The sequence below is a fragment of the Thioalkalivibrio sp. ALE12 genome (genome assembly GCF_000381105.1).
In the GTDB taxonomy this organism is placed as follows: Bacteria; Pseudomonadota; Gammaproteobacteria; order Ectothiorhodospirales; family Ectothiorhodospiraceae; genus Thioalkalivibrio.
On the sequence record NZ_KB905905.1, the window covers coordinates 420,344 to 439,266 of the forward strand.

Sequence of the window (18,923 nt, forward strand, 5' to 3'; positions counted from 1 at the left end):
ATATCGATTGTTACATTTTGCAACTATTTTCAACCGCTTGGCAATGGCGTTTCCGGGCCGCCGACCGAAATCGATGCAACCTGCAACACTCCACCAGCAGTAACGCACCCGGAATTGGTGTAAGTCATTGTTTTTAAGATCTGGCACGCAGCGTGCAATGACTCCGTTGACCCACCCAATGGAGACACCAATGCCCGCCCTGACCCAAGCCATGAAGAAGATGCTCGAAGGTCTGGCCTACGCCGACCTGGCCGAGATGCAGCCCATGGGGGACAAGTATCGCTCGCTGGCCAGCGATGCGCCGGACTCGAACCCGACGGCCCCCAACGCCGAGGACTCGGTCGAACCGGCCACGACCCGCCGCCGCATCGGCCTGTTCGTGGGCCCGTTCGCGCCGCGCCACGTGTTCGATTACGCCGCCGACAGCTGCGAACGCCTCGGGGCCGATCTGGTCGTGCTGACGTTCCTGGGTGAGACCGAAGCCCGGGTGCTGATCGAGAGCTTCACGCGCGTGGGCAGCCCCCTGCCCCACGACGTCCATATCGAGACGCTCAGTGGCGATCCGGAACGGGCTCTGCGCCGGGTGCTGGGTCGCGGCATCCGCATCGACTTCCTGGTCTGCGACGAACAGGGCTACCTGGGTCATCACGTCCTCGCCAGCGAGACCGCCGCCGAACTGCCCGTGGTGATGGTGGCCACGCCGCGTGATCCGGGCCCTGGCGGAAAGCCCCGGAATGCCCCGGCGGATGGCGCGCTGCCCGCCGCAGGGTAGCCCGGTACCGCGGCATCCCCCATCCGCCGGCCGCGGCATCGCCCGGCCGGCACCCGCAACACCTCACCACGTCCGACCAAGGAAGACTCCACCTGCATGAGTAACGACTGGATCCAACGCCTGCTCCCCTTCGTCCACTGGTTCCCGATGTCCGGGAAATCGGTTCGCGCCGATATCATGGCCAGCCTCAGCGTCGCGATGATCCTGGTTCCCCAGGGCATGGCCTACGCGACCCTCGCGGGCCTGCCCGTCGTCTACGGCCTGTATGCCTCGGCCATCCCGGCGATCATCGGGTCGCTGTGGGGCTCCTCGCGCTTCCTCCATACGGGACCCGTGGCAATGCTGTCCCTGCTGTCGGCCGCCTCCCTGGCGCCCTTCGCGGTCGCCGGGACCGAATACTTCATCCAGCTATCGATCCTGCTGGCGCTGATGGTTGGCATCATGCGTCTGTTGCTGGGGGTGTTCCGCCTCGGCATCCTGATGAACTTCGTCTCGCAGCCGGTCATCGTGGGCTTCACCAACGCCGCGGCCCTGATCATCGGACTGTCGCTGATCAACACCTTCTTCAACGTCCCCAAACCGGACACCGGCGCGTTCCTGACTGACTTCGCCGGCGTACTCACCCAGCTGGGTCATGCCCACTGGCCGACTATCGCCTTCGGCGCGGGTACGCTTGCCACGCTGATCGTGCTGCGCCGGATCATGCCGCGCCTGCCCGGCGTGCTGGTCGTGGTCGTGCTGGGCACGCTGATCAGTGCCCTGACCGGATTCGAGAGCAACGAGACGATTACGCCGGACCGGATCCAGGCGACCGACGTGCGGAACCTGTACCAGGAACTGGCCGACACGCGCACCGCACTCAACACCACCTCGGAGGATCTGAGCGAGGCCAGCCGGGCCCTGAAGGAGGCGGAAAAGGCGGGCGAGGAATCCCCCGATCTCGCGGTGCGCGTGGCCCGCCTCGAGGTACGCGAGACACGGCTCAAGCGCGAGCTGAGCGACCTGCGTGTCGCCGCCCACAAGGAACGGCTCGAGCGCGCCGAAACGATGGATGGCGAGGCGCAGTTCCGCGCCTGGAACGAGGCTTCCGAGGGCCGCCCGTGGCGCCTGTCCGGCTTCGACGGGTACCGCATCATTGTCGCCTCCGGCGGCCAGGTCGTCGGCACCATCCCGCAGGGCCTGCCCAGCCTGCAGCTGCCCGTCCTGGACTGGGAGGTCATCCCCGCCCTGCTGCCGGCCGCCTTCGTGATGGCCCTGATCGGGTTCATGGAGGCCACCTCCATCTCGCGCGCGCTGGCTGCCCAGCGCCGCGAGAAGCTGAACCCCAACCAGGAACTGATCGGCCAGGGGCTGGCCAACATCGTCGGCAGCTTCTTTCAGTCCTACGCGGTCAGTGGCTCATTCTCGCGCTCGGCGGTGGCGGCACGCTCAGGGGCGCAGAGTGGCCTGTTCGCAGTGGTCAGTGCCATTGGCGTGCTGATCACCATGCTGTTCCTGACTCCATACCTCTATCACCTGCCGCAGGCCGTCCTGGCCGCCATCGTGATGTCGGCGGTGTTCGGTCTGCTGGACTTCAAAACCCTCGCGCGTTCCTGGACCATCAGCCGCGCCGATGGCCTGGCCGGCTTCCTCACCTTCGGCGTGACGCTGTACATGGCGCCGGATCTGGCCAACGGCGTCATCGTCGGTGTCATCCTGTCGTCCCTGCTGTTCCTGGTCGGCACCGTGCGCCCGCGCTCCGAGATCCAGGGCCTGCGCCCCGACGGGTCCCTGGCTGGCGCGCTCAGTAACGACCTGCGCCCGGCCGGCGACCACTTCACGGTCCTGCGCTTCGACGCCTCGCTGGTGTTCATGAACGTGGCCCACTTCGAGGATGCGGTCATGGACGCAGTCGCACGCAACCCGAATGCCCGCGCGGTGCTGGTGCTCGGCAACAGCATCAACCGCATCGACGCCTCGGGCGTGGACAAGGTGCGCGCCCTGATCGGCGACCTCGCGGCGGCCGACTGCAAGCTGATGTTCAGTGGCCTGAAGAAGCCCGTGCGCGAGGCCATGGAGCGCGCCGGCCTGCTGGATGAGATCGGCCGCGACAACATCTTCCCGAACAAGCGCGTGGCCCTCGCCGAGCTGCAGCAGCGCGCCCTCGGTACCCCGGACCGCGTGACGGATGCCGAGACGGGACCAACGGACCCGTCACCCCGCACGGGAGCCACTTCATGACAGCGGGATCAAAACCCTGCGCCGCGGGCTATAAAGCATTCAATGTTCAACGGAGGTTCCCCCAGTGAAACGACCCCTGCGTTACGCGTTTGCCACCGCGCTGCTCTTCGCCCTGCTCGCCTGCAGTCCCACTCACGCCGACTCCATGCCGCTGGACAACATCGCGCGCATTCTGGAGATCGGCAAGCAGTACGGGTTTGACAGCTACAGATCGATCGAGGCCGAAGGCGGAAACCGCTTCGAACTGGAAGGCTGGAACGCCAGCGAGCGCCGCCTGGAGGTCACGTTCGATCTCGACGGCCGCGTACTCGAGGAGGAGATCAAGCGCGGCTCCGACCGCAAGCGTGGCCTGACCGACGACGAGATCCTGGAAGGGGTGGCCATTGCCCGCGAACACGGGATGGCAAGATTCGAGGAGATCGAACTGGACGACCGTGATCGCATCGAGATCGAAGGGCGCGCAAGCGACGGCACCGAGCTGGAGCTAAAGCTCGAACGCAGCAGCTTTACCGTGCTGGACGTCGATCGAGACTGACCTCGATGCCCGGGCCTGAACGGCCCGGGGGATTCCCAGCAGCCGCTCAGGCCTCCGGGCGCAGGTGCGGGAACAGCAGCACGTCGCGGATCGAGGCGCTGTCGGTCAGCAGCATCACCAGGCGGTCGATGCCGATGCCCTCGCCGGCCGTGGGCGGCAGGCCATACTCCAGGGCGCGGATGTAGTCGGCGTCGTAGTGCATCGCCTCGTCGTCGCCCGCGTCCTTCTCCGCGACCTGGGCCTGGAAACGCTCGGCCTGGTCCTCGGGGTCGTTGAGCTCGGAGAAGCCGTTGGCGATCTCGCGCCCGCCGACGAACAGCTCGAAGCGATCGGTCACGAACGGGTCGTCGTCGTTGCGCCGCGCCAGCGGCGAGACCTCGGTCGGATAGGCGGTGATGAAGGTCGGGTGGCGCAGCTTGTTCTCGGCGGTGTACTCGAAGATCTCGGTCCACAGCTTGCCGAGCCCAAAGCTCGCCTTGATCGGGATCTCCAGACGCTCGCAGTGGGCGCGCACCTTGTCGATGTCCGCGAGGTCCTCGCTGCTGATCTCCGAATTGTGCTCGAGGATCGCCTCGCGCACGGTCATGCGGGTGAACGGCTGGCCGAAATCGTAGGTCTCGCCCTGGTACTCGATGGTGGTCGTGCCCAGCACGTCCTCGCACAGCCCGCGCAGCAACGTCTCGGTGCGGTCCATCAGCGCATGGTAGTCCACGAACGCCTCGTAGAACTCCAGCATGGTGAACTCGGGGTTGTGCCGGGTGGACAGCCCCTCGTTGCGGAAATTGCGGTTGATCTCGAAGACCTTCTCGAAGCCGCCGACGACCAGACGCTTCAGGTACAGCTCCGGCGCGATGCGCAGGTACAGCGGCATGTCCAGCGCATTGTGGTGCGTGGCGAACGGCCGCGCGGTCGCGCCGCCCGGGATCACCTGCATCATCGGGGTCTCCACCTCGATGAAGTCCTCGCGCTCGAAGTATTCGCGGATGTAGCGCACGATCCGGGTGCGGGTGCGGAACAGCTCGCGGCTGTCCGGGCTGGTGATCAGGTCCACGTAACGCTGGCGGTAGCGCTGTTCCTGATCGGTCAGGCCATGGAACTTCTCCGGCAGCGGGCGCAGGCTCTTGGTCAGCAGACGCAGCTCGTCCAGCTGGACCGTCAGCTCGCCGGTCTTCGTCTTGAACAGCGTGCCCTGCCCGCCGACGATATCGCCCAGGTCCCAGTGCTTGAAGGCCGCGTAGACGCCCTCCGGCAGGCTGTCGCGCTGGGCGAACAGCTGGATGTCCCCGGACTGGTCGCGCAGGCGGACAAAGCTCGCCTTGCCCATCACGCGCTTGCCGATCATGCGCCCGGCGACCGTCACGCGGATCCCCTGCCCCTCCAGCGCCTCGCCTTCGGTGTCGTCATGCGCGGCGTGCAGATCGGCCGCCAGGGCATCGCGGCGGAAGTCGTTGGGGAACGCCGGGCCGGCCTCGCGCAGCTCGTTCAGCTTGGCGCGCCGCTGGGCGATCAGCTTGTTCTCGTCGGTAATCTCGGTCATCGGGAATCCCGGTAAAAGAAAGCGTTACAGCCCGCTCTTCAGGCTGGCTTCAATGAACTGGTCCAGGTCGCCGTCGAGCACGGCCTGGGTGTTGCCGACCTCCACGCCGGTGCGCAGATCCTTGATCCGCGACTGGTCGAGCACGTAGGAGCGGATCTGGCTGCCCCAGCCGATGTCGGACTTGGTGTCCTCCACCGCCTGCTTCTCGGCATTGCGCTCCTGCAACTCGCGTTCGTACAGCTTGGCGCGCAACTGATTCATCGCCATCTCGCGGTTCTTGTGCTGCGAACGTCCCGCCTGACAGGCGGTGACCACCCCGGTCGGGACGTGCGTGATGCGGACCGCGGAATCGGTCGTGTTCACGTGCTGCCCGCCGGCGCCGGAGGACCGATAGGTATCCACCCGCAGGTCGGCCGGGTTGATCTCGATCTCGAAGTTCTCGTCGATCTCCGGCGAGGCGAACACGGAGGCGAACGAGGTATGCCGGCGGTTGCCGGAATCGAACGGCGACTTGCGCACCAGACGGTGCACACCGGTCTCGGTGCGCAGCCAGCCGAAGGCGTACTCGCCCTGGATGTGCACGGTGGCACTCTTGATCCCGGCCGTCTCGCCTTCGGAGAGCTCGGTGACCTCGGCCTTGAAGCCCTTGTGCTCGGCCCAGCGCAGGTACATACGCAGCAGCATGTTCGCCCAGTCCTGGGCCTCGGTGCCGCCGGAGCCGGCCTGGATGTCGAGGTAGGCGTTGGCCTCGTCCATGTCGCCCGAGAACATGCGGCGGAATTCGAGCCCCTCGACGCGCGCGGTCAGGGCGTCGACATCGGTCTCGACCGACGCCGCCGTCTCCTCGTCGTCATCCGCCTCGGCCATCTCCAGCAGGTCCCGGCTCTCGTCCAGCTGAGTGCCGATCTCGCGGATGTTGATGACCACACCCTCGAGCTGGGCCCGCTCCTTGTTCAGGGCCTGGGCCTGCTCCGGGTCGTTCCAGATGTCGGGGTTTTGCTCCAGCTCCCGCTGGACTTCTTCCAGCCGTTCTTCCTTGGCCGGGTAGTCAAAGATACCCCCTAAGGGCGTCCAGGCGGCCCTTCAGGTCATCGATCCGGGAGTACAGCGCGTTCAGTTCCATGGCAGTTTCCGTCGGGTGTCGTGGCGCGCACGGCACGTTCCATCAGGTGGCGAGAAAAGCCGCGCAGTATAACACCGGCACGCGGCTTCAGGGCCGCCTTGGGCGGCGCCAGAAGGCCAGCGCCTGGCGGCGGTCGAGCCGCAGTACGGGGTGGGTGGACTGCGGGTCCACGAACTCCAGCGCACGCAGTTCCCCGCGGAACACGCCGCGCACCCCGGGCGCGACCACGTCATCGGCGACCGATTCCAGAAGCTCCAGGCGTCGTTCGGGGGACGGCGGCCTCCCCAGCGCGTCGACCACGACCACCGTGTCGCCGGATTCCGTCGGCGTGCAGGCCGGATCCGGGCACCAGTCGATACCGGCGCCCCGTGCCAGCCAGCGGCCGATCGCCCCGCCGCCACAGACCCGGCCCACGCCGCTGGCTCCGCCGGCAAAGCCCGGCGTCCATAGCCACAGCCCATGCACCGCACCACGTCCCTCACGCTCGCGTTCCAGGTTGACGGGGTGCTGGAACCACGCCATCTGCAAGCCGGTCGCCAGGACCTGGAGACGCCGCGCGACATCACCCTGCAGCGAGTGGGCCACCATGGATCGACCGAGCCCGACAGACGGCGGCGGGCCGGAGGCCTCGCCCTCGGCGTCCATCTGCAGCTCCCACAGGCCGTCTTCGCCCAGGCCCAGGGTCGCGCCGGCCGCCTCCAGTTCCGGCTGCGCGGCCGCCCACAACGCCTCGCGCTCGGCGTCCGCCACGGGCTCCACCGCCGAGGCCACCAGGTCCTTCATCCCGGGCGTCAGCTGGACCGGCTGGGCCAGCCAGGTCCGTGCGCCCTCGCCCTGCGGCCGATAACCCAGCCGTTCGGCGAGCGCCGCCTCCCAGCCCGGCGCCGCCCCGGAATCGCCGGTCGCCCGCGCGCGCCCCAGCCAGCGAGCCAGACGCCGCACCGGGCGTGATGGCTCACCCGCGGTGGCCCCCGGTGCCGCCCACAGGCCGGGGAGCAGGTACGTCACCCGCCGGTCGGTCCGGCCTCCCGTCATGAAGCCCCCCCGCAACACGCCGGGTCGAGGAAAAAGCTGGGCACCAATGCAAGCCTGTACATGGATCAGTGTTTCCCGGGGGACTGTCGGATCTGGATAGTCGCCGCGAGCGTGGCGCAAGCGCGGGCCCGTTGATGCCCACTGTCTCGAGGCGCAGATCGCGCGTCGGCTAACCAGAGCCGGCGTGAAAAATGGCGCCATTCTACGACGCGCACAGCAGATCCGTCCCCAATCGGACCGACCCCGGGTCCTCGAGCAGTGATCAAGCGGGCATCCTGCCACACCGCCCCGTGCCGAACGCGCAATCCTTCAACTGGTCTATACCAATAGACACAAGCCCGGAAAGTGCCCGCGATGACCGGACCCTTCTACAACCCAGGCCCTTCCGTCGCCAGCGCCCTTCGTGGCGCCGCGCGCGGGCTCCTTGCGGGCGCCGCCCTGCTGGCGCTCGCGCTGCCAGTGGCCGCCGAGGACTATCCGGCCGACTCCAGCATCGACTGGCAAAGCTGGGACAGCGGGCTGTTCGACGAGTCCGAGGCGCGCGAACGCCCGATCTTCTTCTATTTCCACGGCCAGTGGTGCACCTGGTGCCGCGACTTCCAGGACGAATCCCTGGAGAACCCGTCGGTGGTGGATGTCATCGACGAGCACTACATCCCCGTCCTCGTCGACCTGGACGAACGCGCCGACCTGTTCCGCCGTTATGGCGGGCGCGGCCTGCCCTTCGTGGTCATCGTGAATCACGAAGACGAGATGCTGACCCGCTTCACCGGCCACGTGAATGCCCGTGACCTCGAGAGCATCCTCCAGGCGCAGCGCGACATGTTCTCGGTCACCGGCCGCGAGATCACACCGGACGACGCGGCGATCGACGGCCTCGAGGCCTTCATGGAGATGCTCGACGAGGTCTATGACGAGCGCGCCGACCGCCTGAGCGGCAGCGCCACATTCGGCACGCTCAGCAAGCGCCCGCAACCCTGGACCTACCGCTACCTGCTGGCCAGTGACGACTGGGAGGAACGCATGCCCGGCCTACTGGACCAGATCGCGGAGGATCTCTACGACGAGGTCGAGGGCGGCTTCTTCTTCTTCCACGATCCCGACCAGCGCGACCCGGTCCTGGCCCTGGAGACCTCCAAGCGCCTGGATCAGAACGCCGCGTTCCTGTGGCTGTTCTCCGAGGCCTACGAGCGCATCGGCGACGAACACTACGCGGAGATCGCGCGCGGCATTCGCGACTATCTGCGCGACCACCTGTGGGACGCGCGTCAGCTGCGCTTCGGCAACAGCCAGTACGCCGACCGCGACTACTACCAGCTGGACCCGGAGACCCGCACGCAGACCGACCCGCCCCGGGTCGATCGCAACACCTATGCCGACACCTCGGGCCAGGCCATTGCCGCGCTCGCCAACCTGGCGCGCGTACTGGAAGACCGCGAGACGCTCGACTGGGCCCGCGAGGCGCTGGAGGCGCTCGACCGCTATCTGCTCACCCGCAGCGGCTACCTGCACGGCATCACCGCCGGCGGACGACCGGCGATGGAGGGCTACCTGCCCTCGCAGATCTGGCCGGAGATCGCCCGCCAGGAACTGGCGCGCGCCGTGGAGGCACTGGATGGCGAACGTCCGGACCTGCCCGACCCGGTCGCCGCGCTGGATCGACTGGAGCCCTTCTTCGACGCGGAGCTGGGCACGCATGCCGAGCGGATCGGGACGGACCTGGAGCCCTGGTCGGAGACCCGCACCCAGGCCGCGCTCGCCTGGTGGCTGTATCGCCTGCCCGACGACGCGATCGAGGCGTCCCATATTGACCGCGACACCGTGCGTGACCGCCTGCGCATCGAGCCCGGCGCGGATCCCGACGACGTCGCCCTGGGCTTCGACGCCCTGCGCCGAGGCTTCTGAGGCCAGACCGGATCAGCCCTGCTGACGAAAGCCCGCAACCTCGTTCTGTAGCTGCTGCGCCAGCCCTTCGAGGGCCTCTACCGCCTGCTGCATCTCGTTGGCCCCGTCGGCGTTGCGCACCGCGATGTCATTGATGTGGTGGATGTTGCGGTTGATCTCCTCCGCCACTTGGCTTTGCTCCTCGGTCGCGCTGGCCACCTGGCGGGTCATGTCGTCGATGGTGGTCACCGAGTCGTGGATGTACTCCAGGGTCTCGCCCGCCTCGCCGGCCTTCTCCACCGAGGTCTCGGCGTGCTGCTGGCTCACCTCCATCGCCTGTACCGCGCGGGTCGCTCCGCCCTGCAGGCGCTGGATGATCTCGCGGATCTCCCCGGTCGAGTCGTTGGTTCGCTGAGCCAGATGACGCACCTCGTCGGCCACCACCGCGAAGCCGCGTCCCGCCTCGCCGGCGCGGGCGGCCTCGATCGCCGCATTGAGCGCCAGCAGGTTGGTCTTCTCGGCGATCTCCTCGATCACCTGCAGGATGGTGCCGATGTTGTCGCTGTCACCCTTCAGCTCACTGATCACGTGGCTCGCCTGGCGGATCTCGCCGGCCAGGGTGTTGATCGCGCCCTGCGTGGCCTGCACCACGGTGCGTCCGCCTTCCGCCGCCCGGGTCGCCTGACCGGCACTCTCGGCCGTGCTCTGGGTGTTGTTGGCCACTTCCTGCACAGTGGCGGACATCTGATTCATCGCGGTGACCACCTGCTCCACGTCGCCGCGCTGCTCGTGGGTCGCCCGGGTCAGTTCGTTGCTGCGACCCTCCAGTTGTCGCGCGGAGGCGGCGATGCCGTCGGCCGCATCCGCGACCTGCCGGATCAGCCCGGAGAGCCGGCCCATCACCGTGTTGAAGGCTGCACCGGTGCGGCCGATCTCGTCGTCCGTAGTCACCTCCACGCGGTGCCCGAGATCCGCGCGCCCCTCGCCGATCGCCTCCAGCCCCTCGGCCAGGCGCTCCAGGGGCCGCGTCAGCACATTGGCATAGAACCAGCCAATCCCCAGCGCCACCACAAACGCGACCACCCACAGCGCCCACAGTAACCACCACAGCTGCGTCACCAGGGCCTCATCCACCCCCGCGGCAAGATCGCCCTTCATGGTGTGGAACGTCACCCCGCCCATGATCGACAGCGGCACCGTACTCACCACGATCACCAGAATAATCAGCTTCAGCCGCAGCCCACCCAGATTCCCAATCTTCATCGACACCCTCCTTTGGCTTCGTTAACGACCACCCGCGCCCGGCCTTGAGTCGGCACAGTATCCACCACCCAACGATCCCCTTCGTGATCAAGGTCAAGGGCGATTAACAGGAAGATGGAAAGACAAGAAGATTATTCGGGTGGGCGCCGAGGATCGGCTGGCACCCGGGCTTACCGGATCGTCTGATACTCCTCGGCGCCCCAATTAAACCAACCTTCCTAGCTTCCCACCTTCCTGTTAAAGCTTTTCGCCCTTGACCTTCTCTGTGTCCTCTGTGCGCTCTGTGGTGAAACGACCCTGAATTTCAGGCACAAAAAACCCGCGGCCCCGGACATCGGGACCGCGGGTTCGCGGTACTGCGCTGGCGCGTCGGACTAGCGGCTGCGCGCCGCCCGGTTGCCGTTGGAGGACGGGCGGCCGTTGCCGCCGCGACCGCCGCCGGGCTTGCCACCGCGGGCATTGCGCGGGGCGCCATTGCGGGCCCCGCCGCCCGGCTTGCCGCCACGACCGCCGCGGCGGTTGCCGTTGCCGTCATTGGCGGCCGGCTTCGGCGCGGCAAAGCCTTCGGTCTCGATGCGGTCGATCGGGCGCTGAATCAGGCGCTCAATGCCCTTCAGCAGCTTGATCTCCTCGCCATCCACCAGCGACAGCGCGGCACCGGCGGAGCCGGCACGGCCGGTACGACCGATGCGATGCACGTAATCCTCCGGCACATTCGGCAGCTCGAAGTTGACCACCTGCGGCAGCTGGTCAATGTCCAGGCCGCGCGCGGCGATATCGGTCGCCACCAGCACCGGCACCTGCCCAGACTTGAACTGCTTGAGCGCTTTAGTACGCGCCGCCTGGCTCTTGTTACCGTGGATCGCCTCCGAGCGCACGCCATCCTTGGACAGCTTTTCGGCCAGGCGATTGGCGCCGTGCTTGGTGCGGGTAAACACCAGCACCTGTTCCCAGTTGTTGGTGCGGATCAGGTGGCTCAGCAGTTCGCGCTTCTGGCTGGTCTCGACCAGATGCACACTCTGCTGCACGCTCTCGGCGGCCGTGTTGCGCGGGGCGATGTCGATCTCCGCCGGGCGGGTGAGCAGGCCGTTGGCCAGCGTGCGGATCTCGTCGGAGAAAGTCGCCGAGAACATCAGATTCTGCCGGCTCTTGGGCATCAGCGCGATCAGCTTCTTGATGTCGCGGATAAAGCCCATGTCCAGCATGCGATCGGCCTCGTCGAGGACCAGGATCTCCACACCGGACAGGTCGATGGTCTTCTGGTTGGCGTGATCCAGCAGACGCCCCGGGGTCGCCACCACGATGTCCATGCGGTCGCGCAGGGCCTTGATCTGCGGGTTCATGTTCACGCCACCGAAGATCGTCATCGAGCGCAGCTTCAGGTTGCGCCCGTAGGTCTTCACGGAATCGTGCACCTGGGCGGCCAGCTCGCGGGTCGGGGTCAGCACCAGGCAGCGCGGACGGCCATTGCCGGGCTTGGGCGCATCACTGGTGGAAAGGCGCTGCAGGATCGGCAGGGTAAAGCCGGCGGTCTTGCCGGTGCCGGTCTGGGCCGCGGCCAGCAGGTCGCCGCCCTTCAGGACTTCCGGGATGGCCCGGGCCTGGATCGGGGTCGGGTGCTGGTAGCCGGCGGAATCCAGCGCGCGCAAAAGGGTATCGGCCAACCCGAGGTCGGCAAAGGTCGTATCAGTCATGGAATGCTCCAACGCTACCCGCCACTCGTTCAACAAGAGCACCCATCGGGGGAAACGAAATCAGGGGGATCACTGCGAACCGGAATGGCTCTGGATCAGATGAACGGACGCTGACGGGCGGGGCGTTCGATGGACGCACTATACGCCTTTCGTCAATGAAAAGACACTCCACCCATTACCGTATGGATATATATTTGTTTTGTGGGGGAATATGGGCTAGCTTCCATCCAACAAGAATAACCGGCGCCCACGCAGCGCCGGCTGGGCCGACGCGACACCAATAACAACGATTCGGCCATCAGGGGAACAACATGAAACACAACCTGCCCGTGACCGGGAACGAGGTGGATTACCTGGAGAGCGCCAACATCCTTTCCACCACCAACCTCAAGGGGGCCATCACCTACGTCAATCCGGATTTCATCGACATCAGCGGGTTCGAACCGGACGAACTGCTCGGCAAGAACCACAACGTGGTCCGCCACCCGGACATGCCGCCGGCTGCGTTCGAGGACCTGTGGAACACCATCCAGGGCGGCCGCTCCTGGATGGGCCTGGTCAAGAACCGCTGCAAGAATGGCGATCACTACTGGGTCAACGCCTATGTGACGCCAGTAACCGAAGACGGGCAAACCGTCGAGTATCAGTCCGTTCGCACCAAGCCGCGGCGCGAACAGGTGGCCAAGGCCGAATCGGTCTACGCGGGGCTCCTCCAGGGTCGAAAGCCTCTGGCCCTGCGCCTGCCCGCAATCGGCATCAAGGTCAGGACCGTAGCGGCCCTCGCCGGCGGCGTGCTGGCGGGGCTGATCAGCAGCAGCGTATTGACCGGCCTGCCCTGGTCGAGCGCCCTGATCTTCGCGCTGACCGCGCTAGTGGTGGGCGGCGCCCTGGTATGGATCAGCCTGTCGCCCCTGTGCCGCGCGGTCGCCCACGCCCGCCGCATCGCCAACAACCCGGTCAGCCAGTACATCTATACCGGGCGCACCGACGAGGCCGGCGAGATCGCCTTCGCCCTGCAGATGCTCGAAGCGGAGGCGGGATCCGTCGTCGGGCGCATGGGCGATGCCGCCAACCGCCTGAGTGGCACGGCCGACGCGCTCGTGTCCGCAGTAGGCGACAGCCGCCAGGCCTGCAACCACCAGCAGAACGAGACCGAACAGGTCGCGGGCGCCACCCAGCAGATGGTGAACAGCGTGCAGGAGGTCGCACAGAGCGCACAGCACGCCGCCGACGCGGCGGACCGGACCGACCAGGAGGCCCGCTCGGGAAGCCAGGTAGTGCGCGACAGTTCACGGGCAATCGAGGAGCTGGGACAGCGCATTCGCCAGGGCTCGGGCGTCATGACGGAACTGGACCAGCACAGCCAGGACATCAGCGGCGTACTGGATGTGATCCGCGGGATTGCCGAACAAACCAACCTGCTCGCCCTCAATGCGGCGATCGAGGCGGCCCGCGCCGGCGAACAGGGCCGCGGCTTCGCGGTCGTGGCCGACGAAGTGCGCACCCTGGCCAGTCGAACCCAGGACTCCACCGCCGAGATCCAGCAGATGATCGAGCGGCTTCAAGATCGCGCGCGCGCCGCGGTGGCCACGATGGAACAAAGCCGCGATCAGGCGGAAACCAGCGTGGAGCAGGCCCAGCAGGCCGCCGCGGCACTCGAGAACATCACCTCCGGCGTCAGCCAGATCCACGACATGAGCACCCGTATCGCGGCCGCCGTGGAACAACAAGGCGCGGCCGGGGAAGAGATCCGGCGCGGGGTCGACTCCATCCGTGGCGCGGCCGACACTACCGCCAACCGGGCCGACCAGAGCGATGCCGCCGCCCGCGAGGTCGCGCAACTCGCAACCGGCCTGCAGGGCCTCGCCCGGCAGTTCTGGGCGCGCCACCGCTGAACGCGACCGATCACCATGAACACCCACGCCGAGAAGCTCATGCGCCAGCACACCGTCCCGGCCTCCGGCCTGCTGCTGGCCCTGCTGCTGGTGCCCGTGGTGATCTGGATGCTCGGCATCGATCTCCCGCGGATTGTGCCGGGCCAGCATCTGACGGCGTTCCATACGGGTGCGGAGCTGTTCGCGGTCGTCGTCGCCGTGCTGGTGTTCGCGGTCGGGTATCACGTGATCGACCGGCGGCGGGTGGCGGCCTCCCTGCTGCTCGCCTGTGCCTTCCTGGCGGTCGCGCTCTTCGACTTCCTGCACCTGATGACCTACCCGGCGATGCCGGACTTCATCACCCCCAACTCGACGCAGCAGACGCTGTTCTTCTGGCTCGCCGCGCGGCTGGTCGGGGGCGCGGCCCTGCTGGCCTATGTGGCCTTGCCGATGGTCGCGCGCAGCGATGGCCCGCCGCGCGGGGTCTATCTGGCCGGAAGCCTGCTGCTGGTCGCGGTCCTCGCATGGGTCGGCCTGTGGCATGCCGATATCCTGCCGCCCCTGTTCGACCCGGTCAGCGGCCTCACGCCGTTCAAGCTGGGCCTGGAGGCCATCGTGATCGCCCTGCATCTGGCGACGCTGGCCATCCTGGCCCTGCGCCGCGATCTGCTGCAGCGCCCGGGCATGCCCCTGGTCGCCGCGGCGCTGGTCATCAGCATGGGCAGCGGCATGTTCTTCATGTTCTACGAGGATCTGACCGATACGCCGTTCGTGCTGGGGCATTTGTACAAGCTCGCGGCCTACCTGCTGATCTACCAGGGGCTGTTTCTGGAAAGCGTGCGCTCGCCCCTGGAGCGTCTGCACCAGGCCCACCGCGACATCGAGATGCGCGAGCGGCGCTACCAGCAACTGGTGGAGACGGCCCCCGACGGCGTCCTGGTTACCGATACGGAGGGCCGCATCGTGATGGCCAACCGAAACATCGAGCGCCTGTTCGGCTACCCCCGCCAGCAACTGATCGGCCAGCCGGTGGAGCGCCTGGTCCCCGATCGCCTGCGCGAGCGCCACCGGACCCATCGCCAGACCCAGGCCGGCACCATCAACCGCCGCACCATGGGGCAGGTACCCCATCTGCGCGGCCAGCGTATCGACGGCACCGAGTTCCCGGTGGATATCAGCCTCAACGCCTTCGACGACACCGAAGGCCGGCGGATTACCGCCTTCATCCGCGACATCACCGACCGCCAGCGGCGCGAGGCGCGCATCCAGCATCAGGCCACCCATGACAGTCTGACCGAACTCCCCAACCGCTGGCTGCTGCACGACCGCCTGACGCAGGGCATCGCCCAGGCCGAGCACAACGACCACCCGATCGCGGTGATGCTGCTGGATCTCGACAACTTCAAGATGATCAATGACACCTTCGGCCATGACGAGGGCGACCAGCTGCTGAAGGCCGTGGCCGCCCGACTCCAGGGCGCCCTGGACCAGGAAGCCACCATCGGCCGCTTCGGTGGCGACGAGTTCATGATCCTCCTGACCCACGTGGCGGACGAACAGGCGATCGCTCGGGTCGCCCAGCGCATCCTGGGTATCTTCGACACGCCCTTCCAGACCGAGCACGCCCGCAACCTCGTCTCCAGCGGCAGTCTCGGGATCGCCATGTTCCCGCGCGATGCCCAGGACGATCGCAGCCTGGTGCGTTATGCCGACATGGCCATGTACGAGGCCAAGCACTCCGGCCGCAACACCTGGGCCTTCTTCTCGCAGCACCTGGATGCGCAGGTGCACGAGGAACAGCGCCTGCAGCAGCACCTGCAGCAGGCGCTGGAGAATGCCGAGCTCGAGCTGCACTATCAGCCACTGCTGGAGGTCGCGTCGAACCGCGTGATCGGCGTCGAGGCGCTGGCGCGCTGGACGGATGCCGAACTCGGTCCGGTGGCACCGGCCCGCTTTGTCGCCAGCGCGGAGGCCAACGGCCTGATCCTGCCCCTGGGCGACTGGGTGATCCGCGGGGCCTGTGAACAACTCGCCCAATGGTCACGGTCCGGCGTCGGACTCCGCGTCGCCATCAATATCTCCGCGATGCAGTTCCGCCAGCACGACCTGGTGGAACGCCTGCGTGCGGCCCTCGAGGCGACCGGCGCCCCGCCCGAGCGACTCGAGATCGAGGTAACCGAGACCGTAGCCATGGCGGATGTGGCCCTGACCCACGATCAGCTCCGCGGCCTGAAGGCCCTGGGCATCCGGGTGGCCCTGGACGATTTCGGCACCGGCTATTCCTCGCTCGCCTACCTGAAGTCCCTGCCGATCGACAAACTCAAGATCGACCGCTCCTTCATCGCCGACATCGGCGAGGACCCGGAATCGGAGATGATCCTGCGCTCCATCGTGCACCTCGGCCACAGCCTCGGCCTGACGCTCGTCGCCGAAGGCGTAGAAACGGACGCACAGCGAACCTTCCTGCGGGAAATCGGCTGTGACCTGTACCAGGGCTGGCTGCATTCCCCCGCCATGGGGGTGGAAGCGCTCAAGGAGTGCCTGCAGCGTGAACCGGTATAAACACCCCGAAATCACAACATTCAGCCAATCGCAGGGGCTGTTCGCACCCAGGGCAGCCGTAATCAATCACCGTCAGGTACGTTTGAGCGCGGCGAAACGCTCCACCTCGCCCCTTTTGTGAACACCGGATGCGTTTCGCTACGCTCAACGGCATCCTGCGATCAGGCAACTGGCTGCACCGCATTGCGAGTCAGTAAACAGAAAGGCCGCCCGAAGGCGGCCTTTGCTGCGGCTGTCACGGGAACGCACCGCCAACCTGGCGGTACGGATCGCATCAGTAGCCGGTGCTGCCGTGTACGTCCGGCGGCGCCTCGCGGGTCAGCATTGCCCAGGTCAGGTGGGCCATCACCTCCGGCGCCACCACCGTATGGCGGTTGCCGGTGTTCTGCATGCCCTCGCGCAGCTCCTGGCGCACCTGCGGCTGGCCGCTCAGGTCAAAGATCACGTCCACCTGGTCGCCACGCGCCACGATATCCGCGACCGACTCCAGCGGGATACCCTTCTCCTCGGCCAGCCGGCGGCCCTCCGTCTCGGCTTTCTCCGAGACCGCGCAAAGCGTCATCCCCGGCAGGCCGGACTCGAGCAACATCTCCAGGAAACGGCCGCCCACCCGGCCAAGCCCCACGACTGCAATGTGAATCGACATAAACACTCCATCCTTTTGGTTTTATTGTTGTCTCCATACACGCACCGCAGGCGCCACCCGCGAAACGTGTCCCCTGACTGTAGGCGATCCGCACCGCGCCTGCACGGCATCCCTCGCCCCGCCCCGCATCCGGCCATTTGGCGCGTATGGCCCCACGCCCTACAGTGCCCGCAACCCGTCAACGAATGGAGCCCCCATGGACAACGTGCACCTGCCAATCCGCGTCGACCGCCGCGAACAGGGCAAGATCATTCAGCGCATCGAACGCCTGGAAGGGGTGGAACTGGAATTCACCGACCTCGATGTGGGCGACTACCTGCTGCCCAACGGCGTCGTGGTCGAGCGCAAGTCCGCCACCGACATGGTGCTGAGCGTGGTCGACAAGACCCTGTGGGAAAACGCCGCCAAGCTGAAGGCCAACCACAGCCAGGTGGTCTATATCGTCGAGGGGGACCTGTACGAACCGCGCTTCCACCAGCAGGCGCTGGATATCCACCGTGCCCTCGCGCACCTGACCATCGCCCTCGGCATTAGCGTGCTGCCCAGCCCGGATGCCGACAACAGCGGCATGCTCATCTACCTGCTGGGCCTGAACGCCCAGATGGAGCCGGACCCGGCCGATCGCCCCACCAAGCCGGACACCCGGCGCAAGGCCGCCGAGTTCATCGTCAGCGGCCTGCCCGGCGTCGAGGCCGACACGGCACGCGACCTGCTGCGCGACCTCGGCAGCGTACGCGACATCATCAACGCCGACGCCGCCACCCTCGCCCAGACCGACGGCCTCGACGCCGAACGCGCCGAACGCATCGAATCCGTCGTCACCTACGGCAGCCGCACCACCTGAACGCTCCCAAGCCGCCAACCACACCACCCCCTGTGGGAGCCTGCTTGCAGGCGAAGCCACTGCCCACGCCCGGGGCCGGCAAGGGCGTCACAGGAAGACACGAAGGCCGGAAGAAAGCGGATGGGTTCGCCCTCGTGCGGGTGGCCCTACAGGCGCCGGAGCGCCGCGCTCGCCACGCCCGCCCACCGCTCCTTGTGCGCCCGCAAAAGCGGCTCGGGCGCGGGCACGCGCGTTCGTCGGTGTCTCACTGGACCAATTGAATGGGACCCGGGTAACAGCCCACCTGGGCGTCGCTGGTCAGCAGCGTATATCCCTCCGTCTCTGCCTGGGCGACCAGGATGCGGTCGAATGGATCCTTGTGGATATCGGGCAAATGCGTGACCGCCAGGGTGTGCTGGCCCGTGATCGACAGCTCCTCGTACCCGTGCTCCAGCAGCTCGCGGCGAAGGACATGGGGCTCTACAACGAAATCGCTACGCCCTAGCCCGTGCTTGATCACGATTTCCCACAAGCTCGCCGCGCTGAACGCAATCGCGTTACCCGGGTCCTGAATCAGGTGGCGAGCGCGGGCGGGCAGTTTTGGGGAATCGGCCGCCGCCCAGAGCAGCAGGTGGGTATCAAGAAGGAGATGCATCCGGCTCGCCACCCTGGAACAGCGCTGCGATCGCCTCCTCGCCCATCCGATCCAGATCGTCCGGAATCTCGAGCTGCCCCTTGAGGAAACCGATCCGGTCCGACGCGCCTTCTGCCGACGCCTCGATACGCGACAAGCGTGCAATGGGCTTGCCCGCCCGGGCAATCACGACCGGCTCGCCCCGACTGACCTTCTCCAGCAGCCGGGAGAAGTGCGTCTTCGCTTCATGGATATTGACCGTCTCGGTCATAGCGCTGCCACCAAAGTTAGTCCAGTTTTAAAGACTAACCCATCAGCACC

Annotated in this window: 15 protein-coding genes; 7 read left to right on the forward strand and 8 right to left on the reverse strand. The window is 66.8% G+C overall.

What is annotated here, in order from left to right:
* Window positions 1-190 precede the first annotated feature (190 nt).
* From F614_RS0101955 to F614_RS0101965, 3 genes are all read left to right on the forward strand, one after another.
* Entirely contained in the window at window positions 191-772 is a 582-nt protein-coding gene (locus F614_RS0101955; protein ID WP_018880525.1) for a hypothetical protein, read from the forward strand.
* 96 nt (window positions 773-868) lie between these two features.
* Window positions 869-2,992: a SulP family inorganic anion transporter gene (locus tag F614_RS0101960; RefSeq protein WP_019558135.1), complete on the forward strand. Its 2,124-nt coding sequence runs from the start codon at window positions 869-871 to the stop codon at window positions 2,990-2,992.
* 64 nt (window positions 2,993-3,056) lie between these two features.
* The gene (locus F614_RS0101965) at window positions 3,057-3,527 is read left to right on the forward strand and encodes a PepSY domain-containing protein (protein ID WP_019558136.1); all 471 of its coding nucleotides are present in this window, start codon (window positions 3,057-3,059) and stop codon (window positions 3,525-3,527) included.
* 46 nt (window positions 3,528-3,573) lie between these two features.
* On the opposite strand, the gene lysS is transcribed toward F614_RS0101965, so the two are convergent.
* From lysS to F614_RS0101980, 3 genes are all read right to left on the reverse strand, one after another.
* Entirely contained in the window at window positions 3,574-5,064 is a 1,491-nt protein-coding gene (lysS, locus tag F614_RS0101970) for a lysine--tRNA ligase (protein WP_019558137.1), read from the reverse strand.
* 24 nt (window positions 5,065-5,088) lie between these two features.
* Window positions 5,089-6,187 (reverse strand): peptide chain release factor 2 gene (gene prfB / locus F614_RS0101975; RefSeq protein WP_155984731.1). Its coding sequence is split into 2 segments (ribosomal slippage): window positions 5,089-6,114 and window positions 6,116-6,187, totalling 1,098 coding nucleotides; the frame shifts between segments, so codons are not numbered across the junction.
* An 87-nt stretch (window positions 6,188-6,274) separates the two neighbouring features.
* Entirely contained in the window at window positions 6,275-7,195 is a 921-nt protein-coding gene (locus F614_RS0101980; protein WP_019558138.1) for a hypothetical protein, read from the reverse strand.
* 381 nt (window positions 7,196-7,576) lie between these two features.
* Between F614_RS0101980 and F614_RS0101985 the strand changes: the two genes are divergently transcribed.
* The gene (locus tag F614_RS0101985) at window positions 7,577-9,127 is read left to right on the forward strand and encodes a DUF255 domain-containing protein (protein ID WP_018880396.1); all 1,551 of its coding nucleotides are present in this window, start codon (window positions 7,577-7,579) and stop codon (window positions 9,125-9,127) included.
* 12 nt (window positions 9,128-9,139) lie between these two features.
* Here the strand turns inward: F614_RS0101985 and F614_RS0101990 are convergent, their stop codons facing one another.
* Window positions 9,140-10,369, reverse strand: coding sequence for a methyl-accepting chemotaxis protein (locus tag F614_RS0101990; RefSeq protein WP_018882206.1), 1,230 nt, complete (start codon window positions 10,367-10,369; stop codon window positions 9,140-9,142).
* Window positions 10,370-10,743: 374 nt separating this feature from the next.
* The gene (locus tag F614_RS0101995; RefSeq protein ID WP_018877537.1) at window positions 10,744-12,063 is read right to left on the reverse strand and encodes a DEAD/DEAH box helicase; all 1,320 of its coding nucleotides are present in this window, start codon (window positions 12,061-12,063) and stop codon (window positions 10,744-10,746) included.
* Between the two features lie 311 nt (window positions 12,064-12,374).
* Here F614_RS0101995 and F614_RS0102000 point away from each other — a divergent pair, with 311 nt between their 5' ends.
* Together F614_RS0102000 and F614_RS0102005 are read left to right on the forward strand one after the other, a co-directional pair.
* A complete protein-coding gene (locus F614_RS0102000) occupies window positions 12,375-13,958 on the forward strand; it encodes a PAS domain-containing methyl-accepting chemotaxis protein (RefSeq protein ID WP_019558139.1) in 1,584 nt (527 codons plus the stop codon).
* Between the two features lie 15 nt (window positions 13,959-13,973).
* Window positions 13,974-16,499 (forward strand): EAL domain-containing protein, encoded by a 2,526-nt coding sequence (locus tag F614_RS0102005; RefSeq protein ID WP_019558140.1) that lies wholly within the window; start codon window positions 13,974-13,976, stop codon window positions 16,497-16,499.
* Between the two features lie 274 nt (window positions 16,500-16,773).
* Here F614_RS0102005 and F614_RS0102010 read toward each other — a convergent pair whose 3' ends face one another.
* Window positions 16,774-17,145, reverse strand: coding sequence for a hypothetical protein (locus tag F614_RS0102010; protein ID WP_018875673.1), 372 nt, complete (start codon window positions 17,143-17,145; stop codon window positions 16,774-16,776).
* A 196-nt stretch (window positions 17,146-17,341) separates the two neighbouring features.
* Here F614_RS0102010 and F614_RS0102015 point away from each other — a divergent pair, with 196 nt between their 5' ends.
* Window positions 17,342-17,989, forward strand: coding sequence for an ERCC4 domain-containing protein (locus F614_RS0102015; RefSeq protein WP_018867096.1), 648 nt, complete (start codon window positions 17,342-17,344; stop codon window positions 17,987-17,989).
* Window positions 17,990-18,233: 244 nt separating this feature from the next.
* Here F614_RS0102015 and F614_RS0102020 read toward each other — a convergent pair whose 3' ends face one another.
* On the reverse strand, window positions 18,234-18,623 hold the full coding sequence (locus tag F614_RS0102020) for a type II toxin-antitoxin system VapC family toxin (RefSeq protein ID WP_018867097.1): 390 nt from the start codon (window positions 18,621-18,623) through the stop codon (window positions 18,234-18,236).
* Entirely contained in the window at window positions 18,607-18,873 is a 267-nt protein-coding gene (locus F614_RS0102025; RefSeq protein ID WP_018867098.1) for a type II toxin-antitoxin system Phd/YefM family antitoxin, read from the reverse strand. Before F614_RS0102025 ends, F614_RS0102020 begins: the two co-directional genes overlap by 17 nt.
* Window positions 18,874-18,923: the final 50 nt, after the last annotated feature.